This window comes from Sorangium sp. So ce124, from assembly GCF_051525235.1.
In the GTDB taxonomy this organism is placed as follows: domain Bacteria; phylum Myxococcota_A; class Polyangia; order Polyangiales; family Polyangiaceae; genus Sorangium; species Sorangium atrum.
This window is the reverse complement of the sequence record NZ_CP150312.1, coordinates 10,225,856-10,245,902: the sequence shown is the minus strand read 5'-3', so window position 1 is coordinate 10,245,902 and position 20,047 is coordinate 10,225,856. Positions and strand designations below refer to the sequence as shown.

General features: G+C 70.6%; 12 protein-coding genes and 2 tRNA genes. 2 read left to right on the top strand and 12 right to left on the bottom strand.

The window, feature by feature from the left end; translation table 11 throughout:
- Nucleotides 1–9: 9 nt before the first annotated feature.
- The 4 genes from WMF19_RS38495 to WMF19_RS38480 form a co-directional block, all read right to left on the bottom strand.
- Entirely contained in the window at nucleotides 10–1,779 is a 1,770-nt protein-coding gene (locus WMF19_RS38495; protein ID WP_437894924.1) for a VanW family protein, read from the bottom strand.
- A gap of 77 nt (nucleotides 1,780–1,856) precedes the next feature.
- Nucleotides 1,857–3,191 carry a serine/threonine-protein kinase gene (locus WMF19_RS38490; protein ID WP_437894923.1) on the bottom strand — a complete coding sequence of 445 codons (1,335 nt, stop codon included), beginning with the start codon at nucleotides 3,189–3,191 and terminating at the stop codon, nucleotides 1,857–1,859.
- A 282-nt stretch (nucleotides 3,192–3,473) separates the two neighbouring features.
- Nucleotides 3,474–5,702 carry an excinuclease ABC subunit UvrC gene (gene uvrC, locus WMF19_RS38485; protein ID WP_437894922.1) on the bottom strand — a complete coding sequence of 743 codons (2,229 nt, stop codon included), beginning with the start codon at nucleotides 5,700–5,702 and terminating at the stop codon, nucleotides 3,474–3,476.
- A gap of 118 nt (nucleotides 5,703–5,820) precedes the next feature.
- Nucleotides 5,821–6,012, bottom strand: a complete 192-nt coding sequence (locus tag WMF19_RS38480; RefSeq protein ID WP_437325203.1) for a hypothetical protein — start codon at nucleotides 6,010–6,012, stop codon at nucleotides 5,821–5,823.
- 2,081 nt (nucleotides 6,013–8,093) lie between these two features.
- Between WMF19_RS38480 and WMF19_RS38475 the strand changes: the two genes are divergently transcribed.
- Nucleotides 8,094–8,546 carry a DNA-binding protein gene (locus WMF19_RS38475; RefSeq protein ID WP_437325205.1) on the top strand — a complete coding sequence of 151 codons (453 nt, stop codon included), beginning with the start codon at nucleotides 8,094–8,096 and terminating at the stop codon, nucleotides 8,544–8,546.
- A 1,235-nt stretch (nucleotides 8,547–9,781) separates the two neighbouring features.
- Here the strand turns inward: WMF19_RS38475 and WMF19_RS38470 are convergent.
- Complete coding sequence (locus WMF19_RS38470; protein WP_437894920.1) at nucleotides 9,782–11,038, bottom strand: DUF2062 domain-containing protein; 1,257 nt, start codon at nucleotides 11,036–11,038, stop codon at nucleotides 9,782–9,784.
- 3 nt (nucleotides 11,039–11,041) lie between these two features.
- Complete coding sequence (locus WMF19_RS38465; RefSeq protein WP_437325207.1) at nucleotides 11,042–11,914, bottom strand: tetratricopeptide repeat protein; 873 nt, start codon at nucleotides 11,912–11,914, stop codon at nucleotides 11,042–11,044.
- 117 nt (nucleotides 11,915–12,031) lie between these two features.
- Here WMF19_RS38465 and WMF19_RS38460 point away from each other — a divergent pair, with 117 nt between their 5' ends.
- Entirely contained in the window at nucleotides 12,032–14,155 is a 2,124-nt protein-coding gene (locus tag WMF19_RS38460) for a peptidoglycan DD-metalloendopeptidase family protein (RefSeq protein ID WP_437894919.1), read from the top strand.
- Between the two features lie 225 nt (nucleotides 14,156–14,380).
- Here WMF19_RS38460 and rpsI read toward each other — a convergent pair whose 3' ends face one another.
- The 6 genes from rpsI to glmS form a co-directional block, all read right to left on the bottom strand.
- Nucleotides 14,381–14,773 (bottom strand): 30S ribosomal protein S9, encoded by a 393-nt coding sequence (gene rpsI / locus WMF19_RS38455; protein ID WP_272102704.1) that lies wholly within the window; start codon nucleotides 14,771–14,773, stop codon nucleotides 14,381–14,383.
- Nucleotides 14,774–14,781: 8 nt separating this feature from the next.
- Nucleotides 14,782–15,231: a 50S ribosomal protein L13 gene (rplM, locus tag WMF19_RS38450; RefSeq protein ID WP_012240013.1), complete on the bottom strand. Its 450-nt coding sequence runs from the start codon at nucleotides 15,229–15,231 to the stop codon at nucleotides 14,782–14,784.
- A 557-nt stretch (nucleotides 15,232–15,788) separates the two neighbouring features.
- Nucleotides 15,789–15,873 (bottom strand) — tRNA-Ser (locus WMF19_RS38445).
- 105 nt (nucleotides 15,874–15,978) lie between these two features.
- Nucleotides 15,979–16,065: transfer RNA gene (locus tag WMF19_RS38440), tRNA-Ser, on the bottom strand.
- 193 nt (nucleotides 16,066–16,258) lie between these two features.
- Nucleotides 16,259–18,019 carry an ATP-binding protein gene (locus WMF19_RS38435; RefSeq protein ID WP_437894918.1) on the bottom strand — a complete coding sequence of 587 codons (1,761 nt, stop codon included), beginning with the start codon at nucleotides 18,017–18,019 and terminating at the stop codon, nucleotides 16,259–16,261.
- 163 nt (nucleotides 18,020–18,182) lie between these two features.
- On the bottom strand, nucleotides 18,183–20,018 hold the full coding sequence (glmS, locus tag WMF19_RS38430) for a glutamine--fructose-6-phosphate transaminase (isomerizing) (RefSeq protein ID WP_437894917.1): 1,836 nt from the start codon (nucleotides 20,016–20,018) through the stop codon (nucleotides 18,183–18,185).
- Between the last annotated feature and the right edge of the window lie 29 nt (nucleotides 20,019–20,047).

The following is a 20,047-nucleotide window of genomic DNA, read 5'->3' as shown; positions in this document are numbered from 1 at the left end:
GCCACCCGCTCAGCCGCCGTCGCTCGTCGCCGTCTTCTTCTGGTTCTGGCGTCGCTTCTTGCCCTTGCCGCCCTTCGCCTCGTCCCCCGCGGGGTCCCGCTGGCCACGGCCTTCTGGCGCGGCCGCGCCCGGGGCCTGCACGACCGCGATCCCCTCGGCGGGCGGCGCGTCCTCGCCGCGCGCGCGGCCGCTTTCCCCTTCGGCGCGCTCCGCCCCCTTCGCGCGGAACGTGCCGAACCCAGCGCGCTCGGTCCAGCCGCGCTCGCCCGTGAGCCCGGGCTCGCGGCTCTCGACGGTGCCGCCGCCCGGCTCGGGGCCGGTCACGCCCGGCGTACGGACGTCCGGCCCCTGCGTGACGACGAGGTACTCGTCCGCCACGTACTCGGGGTGATTGTCGTCGGCCGTCTTGGCCTCCGGGTCGCGCGGGCCGCTCCCGACATGGATGATCTGCGCGGTCGGCGGGTAGCTGTCGCTCCACTTCTCCCGCACCGCGTAGGCGCCGTCGCGGACGACCCGCGAGCTCGTCGTCCTGAAGCCGGGGATGCCGCGCTGAGCGAGCGCCCGTATCCCTTCGGGCAGCTTCGGCGTCGGGCGCTCCAGCTCCTCGAACGGGATGACCTCGTCGATGCGACGGAAGTACGTGACCGTGAGCTTGCGCGAGGGCCCGAGGATCTCGGCGCGCACGACGCCGCCGGCCACCGTCTCGTGGAGCACGATCGGGAAGTCGAACGGGTTCCTGAAGCGATAGTTGATCGTCGGGTAGACGACGGTCGCGTCGAGGCCGAGCTTGATGTAGTAGCTCGGGCGGGAGTGCGGGTAGCGCTCGACGATCTCGAGCCCCGCGAAGAACGCGGCGCCGTGGAGCGTGCCCGAGATCTGGCAGGTCCCGCCGCCGAGCCCGTCGACGAGCTCTCCCTGGGCGATGACCGGAGCCACGCGGTAGCCGTGCGCCTCGTCGCGCGGGCCGACCGTCTCGTTGAAGTCGAAGATCTCGCCCGGCATGACGACCACGCCGTCGAGCTTGGACGCGGCGAGCCTGAGGTTGTACGTCCTCTCCTTGGATCTCCCTCCGGTCGCGTAGCGCGTCTCGAAGTAGCCGAGCACCTGATCGAACTTGACGTTGCCGAGCTGCTCGGCGACGAGCTTCGGCGCGATCGTCTCGACGCTGGCCAGCGCGGTGTCCTCGCCCGCCCGGAGGGCGGCGTCGATGCGCGCGAGCGTGCCGTAGACGTCCAGCCGGTACCCGATCTTCTCGGGCTTGAGCTGCTTCGCCTCGAGGTCGACATACGCGTCGACCGCGGGGGCGTCGAGCTCGACCTTCAGGTCGAGCAGCTTGCTGATCGCCCGCTCGGAGTCGAGGAGGAGCGGGATCGGGATGTCGAGCGGCGCGTCCTCGTCGCGCTTGTCGCCATCGCCGGCCCGCTCGTGCGCGCGGCGGAGCGCGCTCTCGGGGCGGAGCGCCTCGCGCACGAACTCGGCGAGGCGGACCCGGTTGATCTCGACGCCGAGATCGTTGCGGCGGAGCGCGCGCGCGGAGCCGTCGGGGAGCACGATCCGGATCTCCCCGGTGGCGTAGCGGCGCACGAGGTCGAGCGCGTTCGCCACCACGTCGCCGCCCGTCGGCACGGGCACCTGCGCCACGCGGAGGACCGGCGGGGGCTTCGGGCCGTCGTCCGGCGGGGGCGGCAGCACGAGGTAGGTGATGACCAGGCCGCTCGTGACGAAGATCGCCACCAGCGCGGCGAACCGCCAGAGCTCCGGCGAGCGGCGAAGATCCATGCGAGGGCGGCCATCTTGAAAAGCGTTGCCCGAACCGTCAAGCGAACGCGGGCGAGGAACGCGGACGAGGCGCGCCGCTACGGGGCGGCGCGCGTCGCGTCGGCGCCGCCGCGGCGCGCCTTCGATGCGGCGCGCGCGGCCCTGAGGAGCGGCTCCTTGATCGAGCCCGCCCTGGGCACGAGCAGAGAGCCCCGCTGGCGCGGCGGGCCGCCATGCGGCGAGGAGCGCAGCAGAAGCGCGCCCGCGAGCACCACGAGGAGCACGAGGCCGACGGTCGCGGGGACGAGCCAGCGCCGCGCGTGGCCCTCCTCGGACGTCGGCGGCGCCGGCGGAGCGCCCTGCGGCGCGGCCCCGCGCTCTGCGCTCGCGCGCCCGGGCTGGGCGGCGGCTTGCGGCGAGCTCTGCTGTGCCTGCGGATAGTCGGGGTCGATCGCGCGCTCGCGCGCGATCTGCATGGCCTCCTGGATCGCGGCGCGCCGCCGCTCGCCGCGCGGGCCGAGCATCTGCTGCATCAGCGCGGCGAGCTCATCCGAGGTGGCGATCGGCGTCGCGGGCGACAGCTGCTCGATGGAGCGGCGCAGCTCGGCCATCGAGGCGAAGCGCTCCTCCCTCGGCTTCGCGAGCATCCTCATGATGATGCGCCCGACGTCCTCCGGGAGCGACGGGACGAGGGTCTGCGGCGGCTCGGCTGCCGCCTTGTCGCAGATGCGGCGCACCGTCGCGGGATCGTTCTCGGCGTGGAAGGGGTGCCTGCCGGTCACGAGCTGATAGAAGACGATCCCGAGCGTGAACACGTCGGTGCGGCGATCGATGGGCTCGCTGCCGGCCTGCTCCGGCGACATGTACGCGTACTTGCCCTTCACCTGGCCGACCTGGGTTCGCTGCAGGTTCGAGGCGGCCTTGGCGACGCCGAAGTCGAGGATCTTCACCGACCCGTCGTATCCGACCAGGATGTTTTGCGGCGAGACGTCGCGGTGGACGAGGCCGACGGGCTTGCCGTCGCGGCCGCGCAGCTCGTGCGCGGCGTGCAGGCCGAGGGCCGCCTCGGCCACGATGCGGAGCGCGAAGGGGAGCGGCAGGCCGCCGCGCACCTTGCTCTCGCGGAGAACCAGGTTGAGCGGCTCGCCGTCGATGAGCTCCATCACCTGGTAGAGGACGCCGTCCTCCTCGCCCACATCGATGGTCTCCGCGACGTTCGGGTGATGGATCTGCGAGACCAGGGTGGCCTCGTCGAGGAACATCGCCTCGAAGTCGGGATCGTCGCTCAGCTCGGCGCGCAGCAGCTTGACGGCGACGATCCTGGGGAGCTGGCCGCCCGTTCGAGCGGCCCACACCGAGGCCATGCCCCCGAGCGCGATGGGGACGAGGAGCTCATAGCGACCGAGCGTGTGGCCAGCGCGTACTTCTCCCATGGTGCTCACGTGCCGCGTAACCCCGGAGCGAGGCAGTGCCCGCCGGGAATCGAGCCCGCCGAGCGCGGCCCGCCGCGGCCCGCCCACTACGTCGGGTCCGCAAGAAGCGCTCGGTGTGCCAGGTGGTGCTCTTGATCGAAAAATGACCGCGTGCGCCCGGAATGCGACCGGGCGCCTGGTGTTCGGATCGTCGCAGAGAACGCCTTGGCGCTCAACCCGGAACGCCGTTCGGGTCGCAGCGTGATCTTTCACCGATCCATCGCGGCGCGGCCCCGGTCGCGCTCAGCGCGTGAGCCCGCGAGCCTTGGAGAGATCGCCGGTGTCCTCGGCCGGCGCGTCGGGCTGTGAGGACTCGGGAGACGGGATGACCTTGCGCAGCGCGGACAGGTGTCGCTTGGTGACCCCTGTCACCGCCAGGATCTGAGCGTCCGTCGCGCGGCGCACTCCTTCCATGGAACCGAGCTCCCGGAGGAGCGCCGTCCTCACCGCGCTGCCGAGCCCTGGGATGTCCTCGATCGCGGACCGGAGGCGCCGCGCCTTGCCTAGCCGCTTGCGTGCGTGGTTTGCGAAGCGGTGCGCCTCATCGCGCGCGCGCGCCAGGAAGAAGAGGGCGGAGCTCGTCGATCGGAGCGGGATACCGTTCTTCTGGCCAGGCAGGTAGACGCGGTCGACGAGCTTCTCTCCGGTCTGCGTCTCCCGCTCCTTCGCCAGACCGACGATCGGGAGGCCGTGCAGGCCGAGATCGCGCGCCGCCGACAGCGCTACCTGAAGCTGGCCGCGCCCACCATCGACGACGAACAGATCTGGAAGATCCCACTCGCCTCCGCCGGCCTCGGCGCTCCTCGACACATCACCCCCCGAGCCGGCGCTCTCCCGCTCCGCGGCAGCGGACACCTGCGTCCCTTCCGTCTGCGGCGTAGCGTCGCTCGCTGTTGCGAAGCCGATGTCCTCCTCAGCGACGTCCCCCTCCATCGCATCGCTCTCGAGCGCGTCGCTCTCCGCCGGATCGCTCTCCATCATGTCGCTCTCGGCGACGCCCTCCATCACGTCGCTCTCGGGCGCGCCTTCGGCGCCGAGGGCGGCCTCGCTCTCTGCGGTGGACGCGGGGCTCGCCTGCCGGGCGGCCTTCCCGCGGCGGAAGCGCCGTGAGAGCACCTCGTACATCGCGGCGTAGTCGTCGCCGTCGGCCACGCTCTTCACGTTGAAGCTGCGGTAGCGCTTCTTGTCCGGCTGACCATCGAGGAGCGCCACGATCGATCCCACCGTGTCGCCGCCGCCGAGATGCGAGATGTCGCAGCACTCGATGCGACGCGGGAGCGTCGGGAGGCGAAGGCGCTCCCTGAGCTCCTCGAGCCGGGCCTCGAGATCGTCGGAGCTCCGTTGCTTCTCCCGGAACGCGTGAGCTGCGTTCTCGCTCGCCATCTTGAGCAGATCGACGCGGGGCCCGCGCTGAGGCACGAAGAGCGCCACCTTGCGGCCGCGCCGATCGCCGAGCCACTCCGCGACGCCCTCCGCGCCGTCTGGCAACACCGGCACGAGGACCTCATCGGGGATCGTGGTGGACGCGACGCCATAGTACTCGTTCAGGAAGCCGCCGAGCACCTCGTCGTCCGGCAGCTCCATGTTGCGGAGCGAGAAGGACAGCGTGTCTGCGACGCGCCCCCTCCGCACCAAGATCACCTCGACCTCCACGAGCGTCCCCTCGCGGTAGATGCCCACCACGTCTTGATCGACGTCCTTCACGTAGACGACGCGCTGGGCCTCGCGCACCGCCTCGACCGCCCGGAGCTGATCGCGGTAGATGGCGGCGCGCTCGAACTCGAGCTCCCGCGACGCGTCCCGCATTCGCGTGGTGAGCTCGCCCGTGAGCTCGTCGTGGCGCCCTTCGAGGAAGAGCGCGACCGAGCGGACCATCTCCGTATAGAGCTCCCGGTCGACATCCATCACGCAGGGCGCGAGGCAACGCTTGATCTGGTACTGCAGGCAGGGGCGCCGGCGCGACGCCATCTCGGTATCGGAGCAGGTGCGGAGCTGGAAGTGCTTGTTGACCAGGTGGAGCGTCCGCCGCGCGCTCGTCGCCGAGTGGTAGGGCCCGAAATAGCGCGCCTTGTCCGGGGCGGGACGGCGGACCGTCTCGAGCATCGGCCACGCCTTCTGCGTGTCGAGCTTGAGGCAAAGGAAGTCCTTGTCGTCACGCAGCTTGACGTTGAACCGCGGCTTGTGCTGCTTGACGAGCTCGTTCTCGAGTACGGCCGCTTCCTTCTCGGTGGCGGTGACCACCGTCTCCAGATCGGCCACGATCTTCCGGAGTATCGGGATGAAGTACCTGGCGTCGCTCCCGCTCTCCTGAAAGTAGCTGCGGACGCGCGAGCGCAGGCTCTTCGCCTTGCCGACGTAGACGACGGCGCCGGCCTTGTCGATGAACAGATAGCAGCCCGGCTTCGTCGGGAGCGACGCGAGCTTGGCGGCGAGGAGGGCTTCGGGATCCTGCTTGGCGCTCGGGTTGACCACGGCCGGAACGATCTAGAAGTCGCGCGCGCCGGCAGCAAGCGCCGCGATCACGGCTCCTCCCGTGGAGAGCGGCCGACGCGGCCCGCGCCGGTTCTCCTTTACATCTAGAAAAACGCCGTCATGTGACGCGGCGCCGCTCGCCTGGAGCGACGGGGCAGAACGCCCAGGTCGAGATGTCGAGCGGGTCGCCCGACCCGACCGCGACGTTCGCGAGGCCATGTTCGAGCCGGAGCGAAGGCGACACGAACACGCCGGCCAGACTGCGGGCGATCGCCGCCGCGCGGCGAGGCGGGAGTCCCGCGCGCACCACGTTGCCATCGGTCCACACGCGGGCCACACGCGGGCGCGCTGATCATGTGAGCCGCGCGTCATCACGCAGCGCACGCGGGCGGGCTGATCACGTGAGCCGCGCGGCGCGCGCGGGCGCCCTGATCACGTGAGCCGCGCGGCGCGCGCGAGCGCCCTGATCACGTGAGCCGCGCAGCGCGCGCGGCGCCCTGATCACGTGAGCCGCGCAGCGCGCGCGGCGCCCTGATCACGTGAGCCGCGCAGCGCGCACCGCGGCCTGATCACGAGAGCCGCGCGCGCCGCGTGGTGACGCGCGGCGCGCGCGAGGCCACCCGATCACGGTGTGCCGTCGCGCGTCGCACGACCGCCCGTGTAGGAGGCAGCGCGAGCGACTGCGGTGATGGCCCGCCGCGCCAGGGTCGACGCGAGACACGCCCTCGAGCAGCCAGTGGATCCGACGGCAGGATCTCCGCGGGAGGAGGTCTCGGGTGTCGAGCGCTCCTCCTTCGTGGCCTGGCGGACCGCGGCATCTTCGCCTCGGTCGCAATCCGGCGCGACTCCCGGTCGCTCCATCGCGCCCAGTCCGTCTGGAGCTTCCTGGTCTTGAGAGAGGTCGCCCGCTGGAGAGCGAGGTTGCCCGTACCGGCCATCGGTGCCCGCTTGTCCCCGCCGTAGCTGCGCTTCGGGCTCTCCCCGCAAGCCACTTTCAGCCCGCCGGGCGCCACGGTGGCGAGCGTCTGGGAAGCATCTGGGAGGAATCAGGGAGGGGCGATGGGAGGACCGATGCCCGGTCGGAGCTCCATCGTTGCCTCGCACCCTCTAATCAGGTTGCCTGAACCCGAAAGGACTTGTATGGTCGTAACACCACCAGCGACTGCCCGTTCGATACCCGGGTCCTGGGGCCAGAAGGCATCGGCGAACTGAGCCTGCGGCGCCACCGGCCCCGCGTCTGGTTCCCGTTCGCTGCCGTCCAGGTGCGCCGCTGCGCCTGGTGTCGGGCGGCCCCCGAGGTGGAGTGCGCGTCGAGCTGCCGAGGAGTGACGAACTGTCCACCAGCGTCCATCACCACCGCCCCGCTCGGGGGATCGATGTCGCCCTCGGCGGCGACGGTGAGCTTTGCCCCCTCGCACGGGAGCGAGCCGCGGGCGAGCGTCACCCTGGTGCGCAGCACGAGTGTCACCCCCTGAATCAGGATGAGCGGCTGAGCAGGAGCGGCAGCCTCGTGGCCTCCCGCAGGGCGACTTCCGGCTTGTCCGGGCGGCCGTCGGAGCTCGGGCACGGCGAGCGGTTTGGGAGACTCGGCCGGAGGCTGGGCAGCTCCAGCACAGCCGCAAAAAGACGCAGCCAGACCGGAGGCGACATGGCCTGGGGGCTGCAACGTGGGTGGGAGCAACCGCGTCGGGCCGCCGCGCCGATCAGCCAGGGGGATGTCCTGGCAGGTGGGTGGGGTAGCCCTCATGACGTCGACACCGCCGGAGGGCGTCTCGACGGCCGACACGTTGCGGTCGATCCCGGAGAGCGGCTCGGTCGGGAGACGAGAGCTCGGGCATACGGTTACGCCGCGGGAGCAGGGTGGAGTGCAGAAGTGAAAGGCTGCCGTTCCAGCTCACCGGCGATCGGCTGGAACGGCGACCTCGGCCATGACACCTTTCCTCATCGCGGGTGCTCCACCCGGGGGTCGGGCTCCTCCACGGTCCCTCGGTCAGGCGCCCGCTTCGGCCGCTGCGCGGTGGGGCGCGTGTGTCCGGAGCACAGGAAAGCAGATCTTCATGGGAATGTCGCTGGCTCCCCTCGGTTACGGGGCTGCCCACGGCACGCGCGCCGCGGCATCCAAATCCGCAGCGCGGTGCAGAGCGGAGCACGGCGCTGTCCATCGCACCCTCTTGGGTTGGGGCGGTGCCTGGCTTCGCGGCGCGACATCGCCAGGGAGACGAGGTGGCTGGAGTCCGGCTCGACCGGTCGCCCCCAGCACCCCATGACCCGACGGGGAGGTGGCGAGCGCGGGTTCTTGACGCACGTTGAGGGGACACCTCTCGAATTATTTTCAAGCAAGGTGCTGTTCAGCAGTTGACAACTCTAGCTATTCATGGGACGCGAGATCCAATGAACAACGTCGAAACCGAGATCAAAAGCCACGTTGATGCATTCGTCTCTCAGCTGAGCGGACTTGTCCGCAAAGCGGCTCTCGAGGCTGTCGCCAACGCCCTGCGAGGCGAGGGCCAGCCGGTCGCTGCGGCCGCCGCGCCGCGCAAGGCGGGTCGGGCCAAGGCCGCTCCTCAGCAGCCTGCGGAGGTCAAGAAGGCGGTCGGTCGCCCCGCTCGCGCTGCGAAGCCTACCCGCAAGAAGGGCGAGAAGCGCTCGAAGGAAGAGCTCGCCGCGATGACGCAGAAGGTCCTGGAGCACATCCGGAGCAACAGCGGCCAGGGCGTCGAGCAGATCGCCAAGGATCTGGGCACGACCACGAAGGAGCTGACCCTCCCGATTCGGAAGCTGCTCGTCGAGAAGAAGATCACGTCGAAAGGAGAGAAGCGGGCTACCAAGTACTTTTCCCGCTGAAGCCAGCATCGACGCTCTCCAGAAGGGTCCGGCCAAACCGACCGAGGTCGACCTCCCGCCTTCCCCCAAGCCCAGCAGGGGAAATCGCGGCGAGCCAGGAGCCGTTCCGGCAGGCGCGGAGACGTCGCACATCGGGGCGGAGCAAGCTCCGCAGCCATACACGCTGCTGGATGCCCCTCAGGAAGTCCCTCCAAGTCATGTCGTCTCCTCGTAGGACGACGGAGAAATCCGCGCGCAAGGCACGTCAGCTGCCGCCCGACCGCTGCTGAGCGGATCCGCCTGGTGACTCGACGCAGGCTGCACCTCTCCCCGATCGCGTCTGTGAGCACATGTCCGCTCTGGTGCCCAGGACGCTGGGTTACCGAGCCGCCACGCCCGTGCTCTTGTCGACGTCGGATCGGGAGAGACCATCATTTCATCCCCCTGAGACCCCAACATATCGTGGGGCATCATCGATGGACCACCACATCTAGTTTCGCACGTCAGCGATCCCGTCGGGCCTCCTGTCACGCAGCGTTGACGCGGCCTCGAAACGGACGCTGGGGCGTGAAGCGTGGCGGAGCTCCAAGGAAGCGAAAGCGAGGGTCACCGGCGCGACGCGACGACGCGGCGCGGGAGTCCGGTCATCCCGGTCCGGACCCCGCCGGGCGGAGCTCGTTCCGTGGGGTCGTGAGGGTGGCAGGGACTTCCGACGTGGAAGAGCACGATCGGCGCTGCGCGCAGGCGTTGTTGCTGTGAACGCCTGACCCGCTCCGCCCATCCGGCGCCTTCTCGACGATCGCGCGGCGCCCTCGGAGCCACACTGGGCCCGGCCGGCCCGGAGCTCAACGCACCTCCACGGACACCTGGACAGGACGCCCCAGGCGGATATTGCCGGCTTGCAATGTGGGCGAGCCCGACGCCTGGCAAGCAGGTGCCCTGGAGGCCTATCGGCCTCTGGCGATCAGGAAGAAACATGGACAGCGGGGCTCCGCCGCCACGCCCGTGGGATAAGCATGGCGTGTGCCACGAGGGGGTCGCTCCACCGGATGGCTCGGCTCGTGTACCGAAAGGAGCCTCGAGACCAACGCGTCAACATACTGGACAGGTTCTGACCATCCGCGGAGATCGAGCAATTGGGCGATGCGCTCAGAAGAGGCCGCGCGCCGGATGGGACACCCGGCAACGGCTGCTGACGCTGAGGGCGCGGCGCGGGCGGTGGGAGGGTGAGAGCTCGCGAGGAGGGCGACTCGGGCTCAGCGCTGGGCTCGGCTCCCGACGATGAGGACATTCGAGAAGGGCGTTTTCCCCCAGGCGGGCATCGTCTCGCAGGAGAAGCCGAGCTGCTCGAGGAGCGCCGCGATCTCTCGGGCAGGACGGAAGCGCACACGCTCGCCCCGGTTGAATCGAAGCGCGGTGAAGACGCGCTCCTCAAGGAGCGTGATCGAGCTCCTCAAGCCGCGCTCGGTGTCCGCCTCGCGGACGAGCAGGCGCCCGCCCGGACGAACCGCGGCCGCCGCCCGCCGCAGGATCGCGTCCTGCTCTTCCACGCGGAAGTAGTGGAGCAGGTCGATGAGCAGCACGGTGTCTGCAGTTCCGAGCTCGGCCTCGCGCGCGTCTGCGCACCAGAACTCGGCGTCCAGCGGAGGGGCGGCGTGGGCCGCGCGCTGCGCGCCGGGCGGGCCGGGCGACTCCGACGAGCGCGGTAGAGGTGCGCCGGAGCCCCCGCCGGCCGCGCGCCGGGCGTCCTCTATCTTGGCTCGGTCCCAGTCGAACCCACGCGCGCGCTCGGCCCTCCCCAGCTCGAGCAGGAGAATCGGCAGCTGGCCAGCCCCGGTCCCGATATCGAGGACCTCCCCGAGCGCGCCGGGGCGGTCGCCAGCGATGTCGGCAATCAACCGGGCGACGGGGTCGCCGAGCAGCTTGAAGCGGACATAGTGAAAGCGGGTACGCTGCGCCGGCGTGGCGCCCTCAGGCGGGCTGTACCTCCCGGCGACGCGCTCGACCGCGTGAACCCACGGCGGTGCATCCCCGGGGAGCCGATACGGCTCCATCCTGCTGCTCTGCTGCAGGGGAGCGCGACGCCGCTTCAGCGTGACGAGGACGAAGATCAGGCCGCCGCCGAGCGCCGCGAGCGCGAGCCCGACGACCGGGGCGCCGAGGAACATGTACTCGGGGAAGTCCGAAAGCGCTTGCGCCCAGCTCATCTTTTCGTAGAGGCGCAGCCAGCGACCCGTGCGGAGGTACGCTCCGACCTGGACCTCGGTCGTGAGCAGCGCTGGCGCGAACAAGGGGTTGGAGATGTTCGCAGCGACCCAGGCAATCGCTGCATCCAGGCGGAACCACAGACAGAGGAGGAGCACGAGCGGCGTGTGGCAGCCGAAGATCGGCTGCGATCCGATGAACAGGCCGATCGCCACCGCCACGGCGGTCCGGCCGGCGGAGAGCTCGCTGCCACGGAGCTCACGCCACGCGCGGCGCGCCTCCTCTCGGAGGAGAGAGTATTTCGCCAACGTTCAGGGTTTGCCTTCCCGTGCAGCACGATCCGTCTCACCCGCTGCATCGGCCGTCGTCTTGGAGAGGATGTCGCTCACGGTCGTGGGTGTCGCCTCGTCGAGCGCGTCCCACGTGCCACCCGCCGCGGCGGCCGGCGCCGGATCGCCTGACTCCGCGGCCGCAGTGCGCCCGCTCCGCTGCGCCTCCAGCGTGCGAAGGTACATCTTCGCCGTCCTGTTGTCGGGATCGATCGCGAGCGCCTCGCGCCACTCGGCGCTCGCCTGATCGGGCGCGCCGAGGGAGAGCAGCGCGACCCCGAGCAGCACGCGCGCTGGTGCGTACTTCGGGTTCGCGTCGCGCGCGGCGGCGTAATGCTCGCGAGCGAGCGCCAGATTCCCGGCGTCGCGGTACATCGTCCCGAGGCGCAGCTGAAGATCCACGAACGTCGGGCACAGCGCCACGGCCCGCGTGAGCTCGGCGATCGCTTCCTGCGCGCAACCGGCGTCGGCATAGGCCTGCGCGAGATTGGCGTGCATGTTGGCGATCTTGCCGCGCGCGAACGGGTCGAGGACGCCGCCTCCCCCCTCGCCGCGGCGGATGCGAGAGTAGACCTGCCGCGCGGCTTCGTATTTGCCGAGGTCGTTGTAGGTGACGGCGAGGTTCAGCAGCGCTTCCGTGTAGTGCTCGTTGAGCTGCACCGCGCGCTCGAAGTGGGCCTCGGCCGCGAGGAAATCACCGCGTTCGTGGAGGATGACGCCGAGCATGTTGTAGACGTCCGCGAAGCGGTCGGTCTTCTCGATGATCTGTCGCAGGGCGTGCTCGGCGAGATCGTACTCGCGCCGCTCGTAGTGCTCCCTGCCGAGAACCAGAAGCTGCTTCAGCCGGTCGTCCATCAGGCCCGTCAGCTTACGCGACCGGCGTACAATGGGATCCGCCTTCCGCGCAACCCTTGCGTCGGCGAGGGAGCCCCGCGGTTGCAACCCCGTCGATGCCTTGGTACGCACGTCGGCGTGCCGAGTGCAGTACCCCAGAACCCGCTCGAGGCCTCCGGAGCGCCGGACGCCGAGGACCGCGCCAGGGAGCGGAGCGGAGAGGCCGGCAGCGCGGCGGAGCCCGCCGCCGCTGTCCCGCAGGGCGCGCCGCGCGCGGAGCCCGGCGCCGCCGTCCCGCAGGACGCGCCGCGCGCGGAGCCCGGCGCCGCCGTCCCGCAGGACGCGCCGCGCGCGGAGATCGTGCGCATCGGCGCGGCCGAGGACGTCGCGGACGACGCGCTCGACCTCCCCGGCAGACCAGCCACGCCGCCGCTGACCGCTCCGCTGCAGGGCAGCCGGCGGGGCGAGGGCGCTCCGGCCGCTCCCTGGTCGCGCAGCAACGATCCGCGCGCGCGCGCGGCGTCGACGTGGCCGCAGCTCCCTCCTCCTTCTTCTCGCGGGCGCGCATCGGCGCCCTGGTCGCGCGGCAGCGATCCGCGCGTGCAGCCCCTGCGGACGCCGTCGCTCATGGACGGCGGACCCCACGCTGGCCCCGGTTCGACGGACGGCCCGCGGCTCCCACCCGGCCTCGGCCGGCCCCCTCCAGGACCGCACCTGTCGCCGCGCATGACCGCGGTCTTCGGCGGTATTTTCGGCCTCGCGACGCTCACCTCGCTCATCGCGCTGCTGATCCAGGGCGTCCCGGTGCGCGACGAGCGCGCGCTGGTCGCGGCGAGCCCGGCGACCTCGGCAGCAGGTACGGATGAGGCCGCCAAGCCTTCCTCCATGCCCGAGGTGAAAACCAAGCAGCGCACGCCGCTGCCCGGCCCGTGGCGGATCTCCGAGCTCGGGAAGGATCCTTCCGTGCTCCTGGTGAGCGACGTGATGGACCGCAGGTCGTTCATCGCGGCCCTCGACGAGAAGGGCGTACCGAAGGCGCAGATCTACCGGATCATGAAGGCCTTCGACGGGCTGCGGAAGTTCGACAAGTGCGGCCGCAAGGACCGGTTCACGGTCGCGATGGATCGCTCCACGCGCCGCGTCCGCGCCTTCGAGTACGAGGTCTCGGCGAGCGAGATCTACCAGGCGAGGGACGACGCGGCCGGGCGGCTCGCGGGCGCCGCGCTCGACATGAAGATCGCCGAGGAGGAGGTCGTCGCCTCCTTCTACGTGGGGAAGGATCTCGCCAACGCGATCCGGGCAGGGGGCCTGGAGCCCGGCGTGCTCGACGTGATCGACGACGCGCTGAACGGGCGCCTCTCGACGGAGAGCTTCGAGGAGGGGGGCACGGTCCGGCTGATCGCCATCGAGGAGACGGCGCTCGGGATGTTCTCCAGGTACAAGAAGGTCATCGCGCTCGAGTACCGGCCCCCGGATCCCGCGGAGAAGCCGGTGCGCATCTACGATTTCAAGGGGCAGGAGGCTCGCGGCACGTTCGATGAGCGCGGCCGGCAGCCGCACGCCGGCGGCTGGCGCGCGCCGGTCCCGGGCGCCCCCGTGACGTCGAAGTTCAACCCGCAGCGAATGCACCCGGTGCTGAAGAAGAGGATGCCCCACAACGGGACGGACTTCGGCGCGCCGATGGGAACGCCGGTGTACTCGGCGTATCGCGGCGTGGTCGACTGGGTCGGTCCGGCGGGTCCGAGCGGCAACCTCGTCACCGTGACGCACGCGAACGGGGTCACCACCGGCTATGCGCACCTGTCGAGGTATGCCCCCGGCATCAAGGCCGGCATGAAGGTGGGTACCCACCAGCTCGTCGGCTACGTCGGGTCGACGGGCCGCTCGACGGGCCCTCACCTTCACTTCAGCGCGAAGAGGGACGGCAAGTACTTCGATGCCGAGACGCTCCAGCTCGACGGAGAGCGCGTGATGCCCGGCGTCGATCGCGCGGCGTTCGCCGCGACGAAGGAAGCGCTCGACAAGCGGCTCGACGCCATTCCGCTGCCCGAGCCGCCGCCCGAACCGGTGAAGCCCGAAGCGGCAGAGCCTCCCTCGCCGCCGCCCGCGGCCACCAGCAGCGAGCCGGCGGCCGCCGCGGCACCGGACGTCGGGCCGAGCGGACCGACCGAGCAGGAAGCGCGGCCGCCGGAAGGCGCCGGGGACGACGAGGGCGAGCTCATCGAAGGCGCCGATCTCAAGAGCCCGCCGGAAGCGATGTGACGTGACGCCGAGCGGGCCGAGAGGTCCGCTCGATGAGACCAGAGAACACCGAGCGGGCCGAGAGGTCCGCTCGATGAGAGAGAGGCCGAGGGACCAGCCGTCCCATCGTCGGCGCCTTCGCGGCATCCGACAGACAAAACGCACCGAGGACGCAGAGGGGTGAACCCTCGCGTCCTCGATGTCCTTGCCATGGCATCCGCCTCGATGGGCGGCGGCCCAGGCCTGTTAACGCTTCGAGTACTGGAAGCGCTTGCGTGCGCCGGGCTGGCCGTACTTCTTGCGCTCCTTCTTGCGCGCGTCGCGCGTGAGGAAGCCCGCGCGCTTGAGCGACGACCTGCGCTCCGGATCGAGCTCGCAGAGGGCGCGCGCGATGCCGTGCCGCATCGCCTCGGCCTGCGCGCTGTGGCCGCCGCCGACCACGGTCGCGTTCACGTCGAACTGATCGAGCAGCTCGAGCAGCTCCAGCGATTGACGCATCACCATGCGCGAGGTCTCGCGGACGAAGTAATCGTCAGCGGGCCTCTGGTTCACCTTGATGTTGCCGGTGCCCGGCGAGAGGAAGACCCGCGCAACGGCGGTCTTACGCTTACCAGTGGCGTACGTTCTCGTTTCCGTCATGGCTTTGCTCAGCTGTAGCTAAGGGGCTGCGGCTTCTGCGCCGCGTGGGGGTGATCGGGACCGGCGTAGACCTTGAGCTTGGTGAGGAGCTCGCGCCCGAGCACGTTCTTCGGGAGCATGCCCTTCACGGCCTTCTGGATGGGGAGCTCCGGCTTGCGCTCGAGCAGGTGACCGTACGACTCGGAGCGGAAGCCGCCCGGCTCGCCGCTGTGCCGCACGTAGTTCTTCTGCTGGAGCTTGCGGCCCGTCAGAAGGACCTTCTTGGCGTTCACGACGATCACGAAGTCGCCGGTGTCGACGTGCGGCGTGAACGTGGGCTTGTTCTTGCCGCGGAGCACCGTGGCGATGCGGCTGGCAAGGCGGCCGAGGGGCTTGCCTTCCGCGTCGATCACCCACCACGTACGCTCGTTGCGGGCCTCCGCAGGCTTGGCGGAAAAGGACTTGGGCTGAGGATTCATTGGGCGAAAAACTCCGGAAGGGCGCCTGCCAAAAAGGGGCGCCACTTCTACAAGGCGGCCCTTCGCCTGTCAAGCGTCAGGCTTCTGGGGCAGCATCGTCATCGTCCAGCGGGGGTTGGTCAAGCGGGTCCGTCAAGAAGTCGTCGTCGTCCCGTCGTCAGTCGTCCCCGTCGTCTCTTCCGTCCCGCCTAGCATCGCTGGTTGTCTCGGGCTCCCAGATTTCCCTCATTTTGCCCGCTCATCCAGATCACCAGGACATTGAACAGACAGAGCCCCCTCGCATCGATGCATCTCCATGCTCGGTGCAGCTCAGTCGCCCCGGACAGAGCCTCGCCTCAGCGGCATCGACGGCGACCGACCCCGGAGCCCCCTCGGGCGCCGCGTCAGGCCACACTTTACAGAAAACCCGACTTCAGCTCGACGAGCGGGCACGGCGGTCGAGCGACCGACCGCTCGGTTTCATCGCTCATCGTTCACGTCACATCGCTCGCCGACGTCCTGCTGGCTCGCTTGAAGGAGCTCATCACGCCAGGGAGCCGATCGACGGTTCAGCTCAGCGGAGAGGGCGGGATTCGAACCCGCGGTACGTTGCCGTACACACGATTTCCAGTCGTGCACCTTCGACCACTCGGTCACCTCTCCCGATACAACTTCAACGCGCCCCGCTTCTGCCCGACCGGCGCCGCTCGCGAGAGAGCGGGCGGTCAGAGCCCACCTGTTTCAACGGGGGCAAGCAGCCAAGCGTAGCGGAGAGAGCGGGATTCGAACCCGCGGTACCCTTGCGGGTACACCTGATTTCGAATCAGGCACCTTCGGCCTCTCGGTCACCTCTCCGCCGGCGAACATGGCAAAGCGGGGCCGGCTGGTCAAGCATCTCCTGACAACCGACCGGTCCGGAGGTGCGCTTTCAGCTCCGAGGCCCCTCGCCAGCAGCCCGGCGCGCGCTCCCGGGGCAGGAGCTCGTCGTCCAGCGTGCGGCTCTCAGGCGCTGCAGGATCCGCCGTGCCGCGCACCGGCGGGCGCGGCCCTACCCCGCCCCGCGCGGCGCCTGCCCGCCGCGAGCGGCTGGCCGCGCCGGCGCGGCGCCCTCGGACGCAGGCTCGCGATCGCCTTCGGAGAAGGCCGCGGCCCCGAGCGCGGCGCGCGCCGCCGGCGTGCCTGCGCGCGGGAGCCGGATGACGAAACGCGCACCTCCGAGCGGGGACTCGAGCACGTCGATGGTGCCGCCGTGATCGACCACGATCTTCTTCACGATGCTCAGGCCGAGCCCCGTGCCGTCGTACCGCGTCGTGACGTACGGATCGAACACCGAGTCCCGCACGGCGGGATCGATGCCCGGGCCGTCGTCGTCGATCGCGATGAGGTGGCTCTGCCCCTCGCTCCGCGCCGAGACGCGAACCCTGCCCCACGCAGCGGCGCCCGGGCGCTCTCGGGCTGCTCCGCCGGGCGCCGCCCGCTGCGCGTCGCGCAGCGCCTGCGCCGCGTTGCGCACGATGTTGCCGAGGGCGCGCCGGAGCATCTCGCGATCGAGCGCGGCCGGCATCGGGACATCCGGCACGTCGAACTCGAGATCGACGCGCCCGAGCAGCACCTCGTCCGAGGCGTGCTCGCGCCCCGCCTCCTCGACCGCGGCGAAGCGCTCGCCCTGCTCGCGCAGGAACTCCGCGAGATCCAAGGGCTCGAGCTCTGCCCGCGGGAGCCGAGCGAAATTGGAGAACTCGCCGACGAGGCGGCGCAGGGTGCCGACCTCCTCCTCGACGACCTCCAGCGTCGTCTGGAGCAAGCGCTGGTACGCCGGGTCGCTGCCCGCATAGCGGCGGTGGCACTCCTCGACGGCGAGCTGGATCGGGGTCAGCGGGTTCTTGATCTCGTGCGCGAGGTGCCGGGCCATCTTCTGCCACTCGCCCATGCGCTTGAGGAACTCGATCCGCGCGCGGCTGCCCTCGAGCTCCTCGAGCATACGATCGAAGGCGCGGCCGAGATCGGCGACCTCGTCGTCGCCCTGCAGCCCCACGCGCACCGAGAGGTCGCCCTCCGCGACGGGCCGGGTCGCCGCGGCGAGCCGCGCGATGCGGTCGACCACGGGGCGCGCCACGAGCACGCCCGCGAGGATCGCGAGGAGGATCGTCGCGCCGAGCAGGGCGGCGAAGGCGTCGCCGTAGCTCTCGTCGAGGTACTCCTTCCGGTGCTCCCGCTCGAGGGCGTGGTACGCCTGCGCGAACGCCTGCGCCGCGTCGAGCTCGTCGAAGCGCGCGCTCGGCGCGGCGAACGTCGCGACGAGGGTCCGCTCGTCGCCGTCGCAGCCGCCGTCGTCGGGCGCGGGAGCGCCGGGCTCCGCGGCGTGGCCGGGCGCGCGCGCGATCGCCTTCCGGACCGTGAGCGTCTTCTCGTGCGCCGGATCCACCGGGCGGCCGCGCTCGCGCGCTCCGACGAGATCGCCGCCGCAGCGCTCGACGCGGAGCGAGACCAGCGCGGGGTGGGCCGCAATGATGCGCGTGAGCTCGCCATCGAGGCGCTGCGCGTCGCCCGTGAAGGCGCTCTCGCGCAGCGGGTCCGCCGCGACGATCGCGTCGGCCTCGGAGCGCATGCCCTGCTTGATGGCGGCGGCCAGCTCGGCGTACACGCCGAGCGCCCTGTCCAGGTGGACGCCGAACTCCGGCTGGAACGCCGTCGCCGACACCCGCGCGATCACCGTCCTGGCGACCACGATGCTGGCGACGAGCGGGATCAGGGCGGTCACGAGGATGGCCGCGACGACTCGCCGCTCCGTCCTGCCGGGGATGCGCATGCGCGCAGCATAACCGCGGCCCCGCGCAGGCGCGGCGCGGGAGCGCCGGCGCTGAAGCCCGCGCTGAAGAATGAGGGGCGCGCCCTGCAGAGGAGCGCTGCGCGTCGCACAGGAGGCCGCTCGCCGCGGCGGGGATGCCCCGCCGCGAGAGCGGCGTTGCTCGTTACTCGACGGTGACCGTCTTCGCGAGGTTGCGCGGCTGATCGACGTCGTTGCCCTTCAGGTTGGCGACGTAATAGGCGATGAGCTGGAGCGGGAGCACGGTAAGGAGCGGCCCGACCTCGTCCGGCACCTTGGGGATCCAGACGTGGTGCTGAGCGATCTCGAGGATCGACTCGTCGCCCTTCGTGGCGATCGCGACGACCTGCCCCTCGCGCGCCCGGACCTCCTGCAGGTTGGAGAACGTCTTGTCGTAGTGCGCGTCGCGCGGGCAGACGACGATCACGGGGAGCGCCTCGTCGATGAGGGCGATCGGCCCGTGCTTCATCTCGCCGGCCGCGTAGCCCTCGGCGTGCGCGTACGAGATCTCCTTGAGCTTGAGCGCGCCCTCGAGCGCGATGGGGAAGCCGAGGCCGCGCCCGAGGAACAGGACGTCCTTCGCGTGGACGAGGCGCTTCGCGATCGCGTGCACGTAGTCGGCGTCGCCGAGCACCTCGCGCATGTGGCTCGGGATCTCCCAGAGGGCCTGGAGGATCTCGCGCCCGCGCTCCGCCGACAGCGAGTCGCGGCGGCGGCCGAGATAGACGGCGAGCAGGAGCAGCGCGGCGAGCTGCGTGGTGAACGCCTTGGTCGAGGCGACGCCGATCTCGGGGCCCGCGTGCGTGTAGAGCGCGCCGTCGGAGAGGCGCGGGATCGCGCTGTCGAGCACGTTGCAGAGCGCCAGCACCTTGGCGCCCTGCGCCTTCGCCGCCTTGAGCGCCGCGATCGTGTCGGCGGTCTCGCCCGACTGGCTGATGGCGATCACGAGATCGTCGGGGAAGAAGATCGGCTCGCGGTAGCGGACCTCGCTCGCGAGCTCGACGACCGTGGGGACCCTGGCGAGCTGCTCGATCCAGTAGCGCCCGGCGATGCCGGCGTGGTGGCTCGTGCCGCACGCGACGATGTAGACGCGGCGCAGCTCCTTCGCGAACTCGGGCGTGACCCCCATCTCGGTCGCGTGCACGTCGCCCGCGGCGAGATCGATCCTGCCGCGCAGCGTGGCCTCGACGACGTCGGGCTGCTCGTGGATCTCCTTCAGCATGAAGTGCTTGTAGCCGCCGCGCTCCGCCTGGACGGGGCTCCAGTCGATGCGCTTCACGCGCCGCTCGACCTTCTCGCCCCCGGCCACGGTCTCGATGCGGACGCCGCTCGCGCGCAGCTCGACGATGTCGCCGTCCTCGAGGAAGATCATGTCGCGGGTGTGCGCGAGCAGCGCGGGGATGTCGCTGCCGCACAGCATCTCGTCCTCGCCAGCGCCGACGACGAGCGGCGAGCCGTACCGGGCGGCGACGATGACGTCAGGCTCATCGCGCGAGAGGACCGCGATCGCGTAGGCGCCGTGGACCTGCCGGAGCGCGCCGCGCACGGCCTCGAAGAGCGACTTCGCGCCCTTCTGGAGCTCGCGGTGGACGAGGTGAGCGACGATCTCGGTGTCCGTGTCGGAGAGGAACTTGACCCCCTGGCTCTCCAGCTGCTGCCGGACGGCCACGTGGTTCTCGATGATGCCGTTGTGCACGACGGCGACCGGGCCCGCGGAGTGCGGGTGCGCGTTCACCTCGCTCGGGCGGCCGTGCGTCGCCCACCGCGTGTGGCCGATGCCTGTCGTACCGTCGAGGGTCCGCTTCTCGAGCGCCTCGCTGAGCTTGATCAGCTTGCCGAGCGTCCGGACGATCTCGATGCCCTTGCCGTCATGAATGGCGATGCCGGCCGAGTCGTAGCCTCGATACTCCAGCTTCCGCAGCCCTTCGACGATGATCGGCGCCGCCTTTTTTGACCCAACGTATCCGACGATCCCGCACATGCTCGCCTCGTTCAGGTAGTGCCCGCGCG

What these genes read in the sequence shown, in the direction of transcription:
- glmS (WP_437894917.1), bottom strand. Translation starts at nt 20,018, where the DNA reads ATGTGCGGGATCGTCGGATACGTTGGGTCAAAAAAGGCGGCGCCGATC.
- rpsI (WP_272102704.1), bottom strand. Translation starts at nt 14,773, where the DNA reads ATGACGGAAACGAGAACGTACGCCACTGGTAAGCGTAAGACCGCCGTT.
- WMF19_RS38435 (WP_437894918.1), bottom strand. Translation starts at nt 18,019, where the DNA reads ATGCGCATCCCCGGCAGGACGGAGCGGCGAGTCGTCGCGGCCATCCTC.
- WMF19_RS38495 (WP_437894924.1), bottom strand. Translation starts at nt 1,779, where the DNA reads ATGGATCTTCGCCGCTCGCCGGAGCTCTGGCGGTTCGCCGCGCTGGTG.
- rplM (WP_012240013.1), bottom strand. Translation starts at nt 15,231, where the DNA reads ATGAATCCTCAGCCCAAGTCCTTTTCCGCCAAGCCTGCGGAGGCCCGC.
- WMF19_RS38490 (WP_437894923.1), bottom strand. Translation starts at nt 3,191, where the DNA reads ATGGGAGAAGTACGCGCTGGCCACACGCTCGGTCGCTATGAGCTCCTC.
- WMF19_RS38475 (WP_437325205.1), top strand. Translation starts at nt 8,094, where the DNA reads ATGAACAACGTCGAAACCGAGATCAAAAGCCACGTTGATGCATTCGTC.
- WMF19_RS38465 (WP_437325207.1), bottom strand. Translation starts at nt 11,914, where the DNA reads ATGGACGACCGGCTGAAGCAGCTTCTGGTTCTCGGCAGGGAGCACTAC.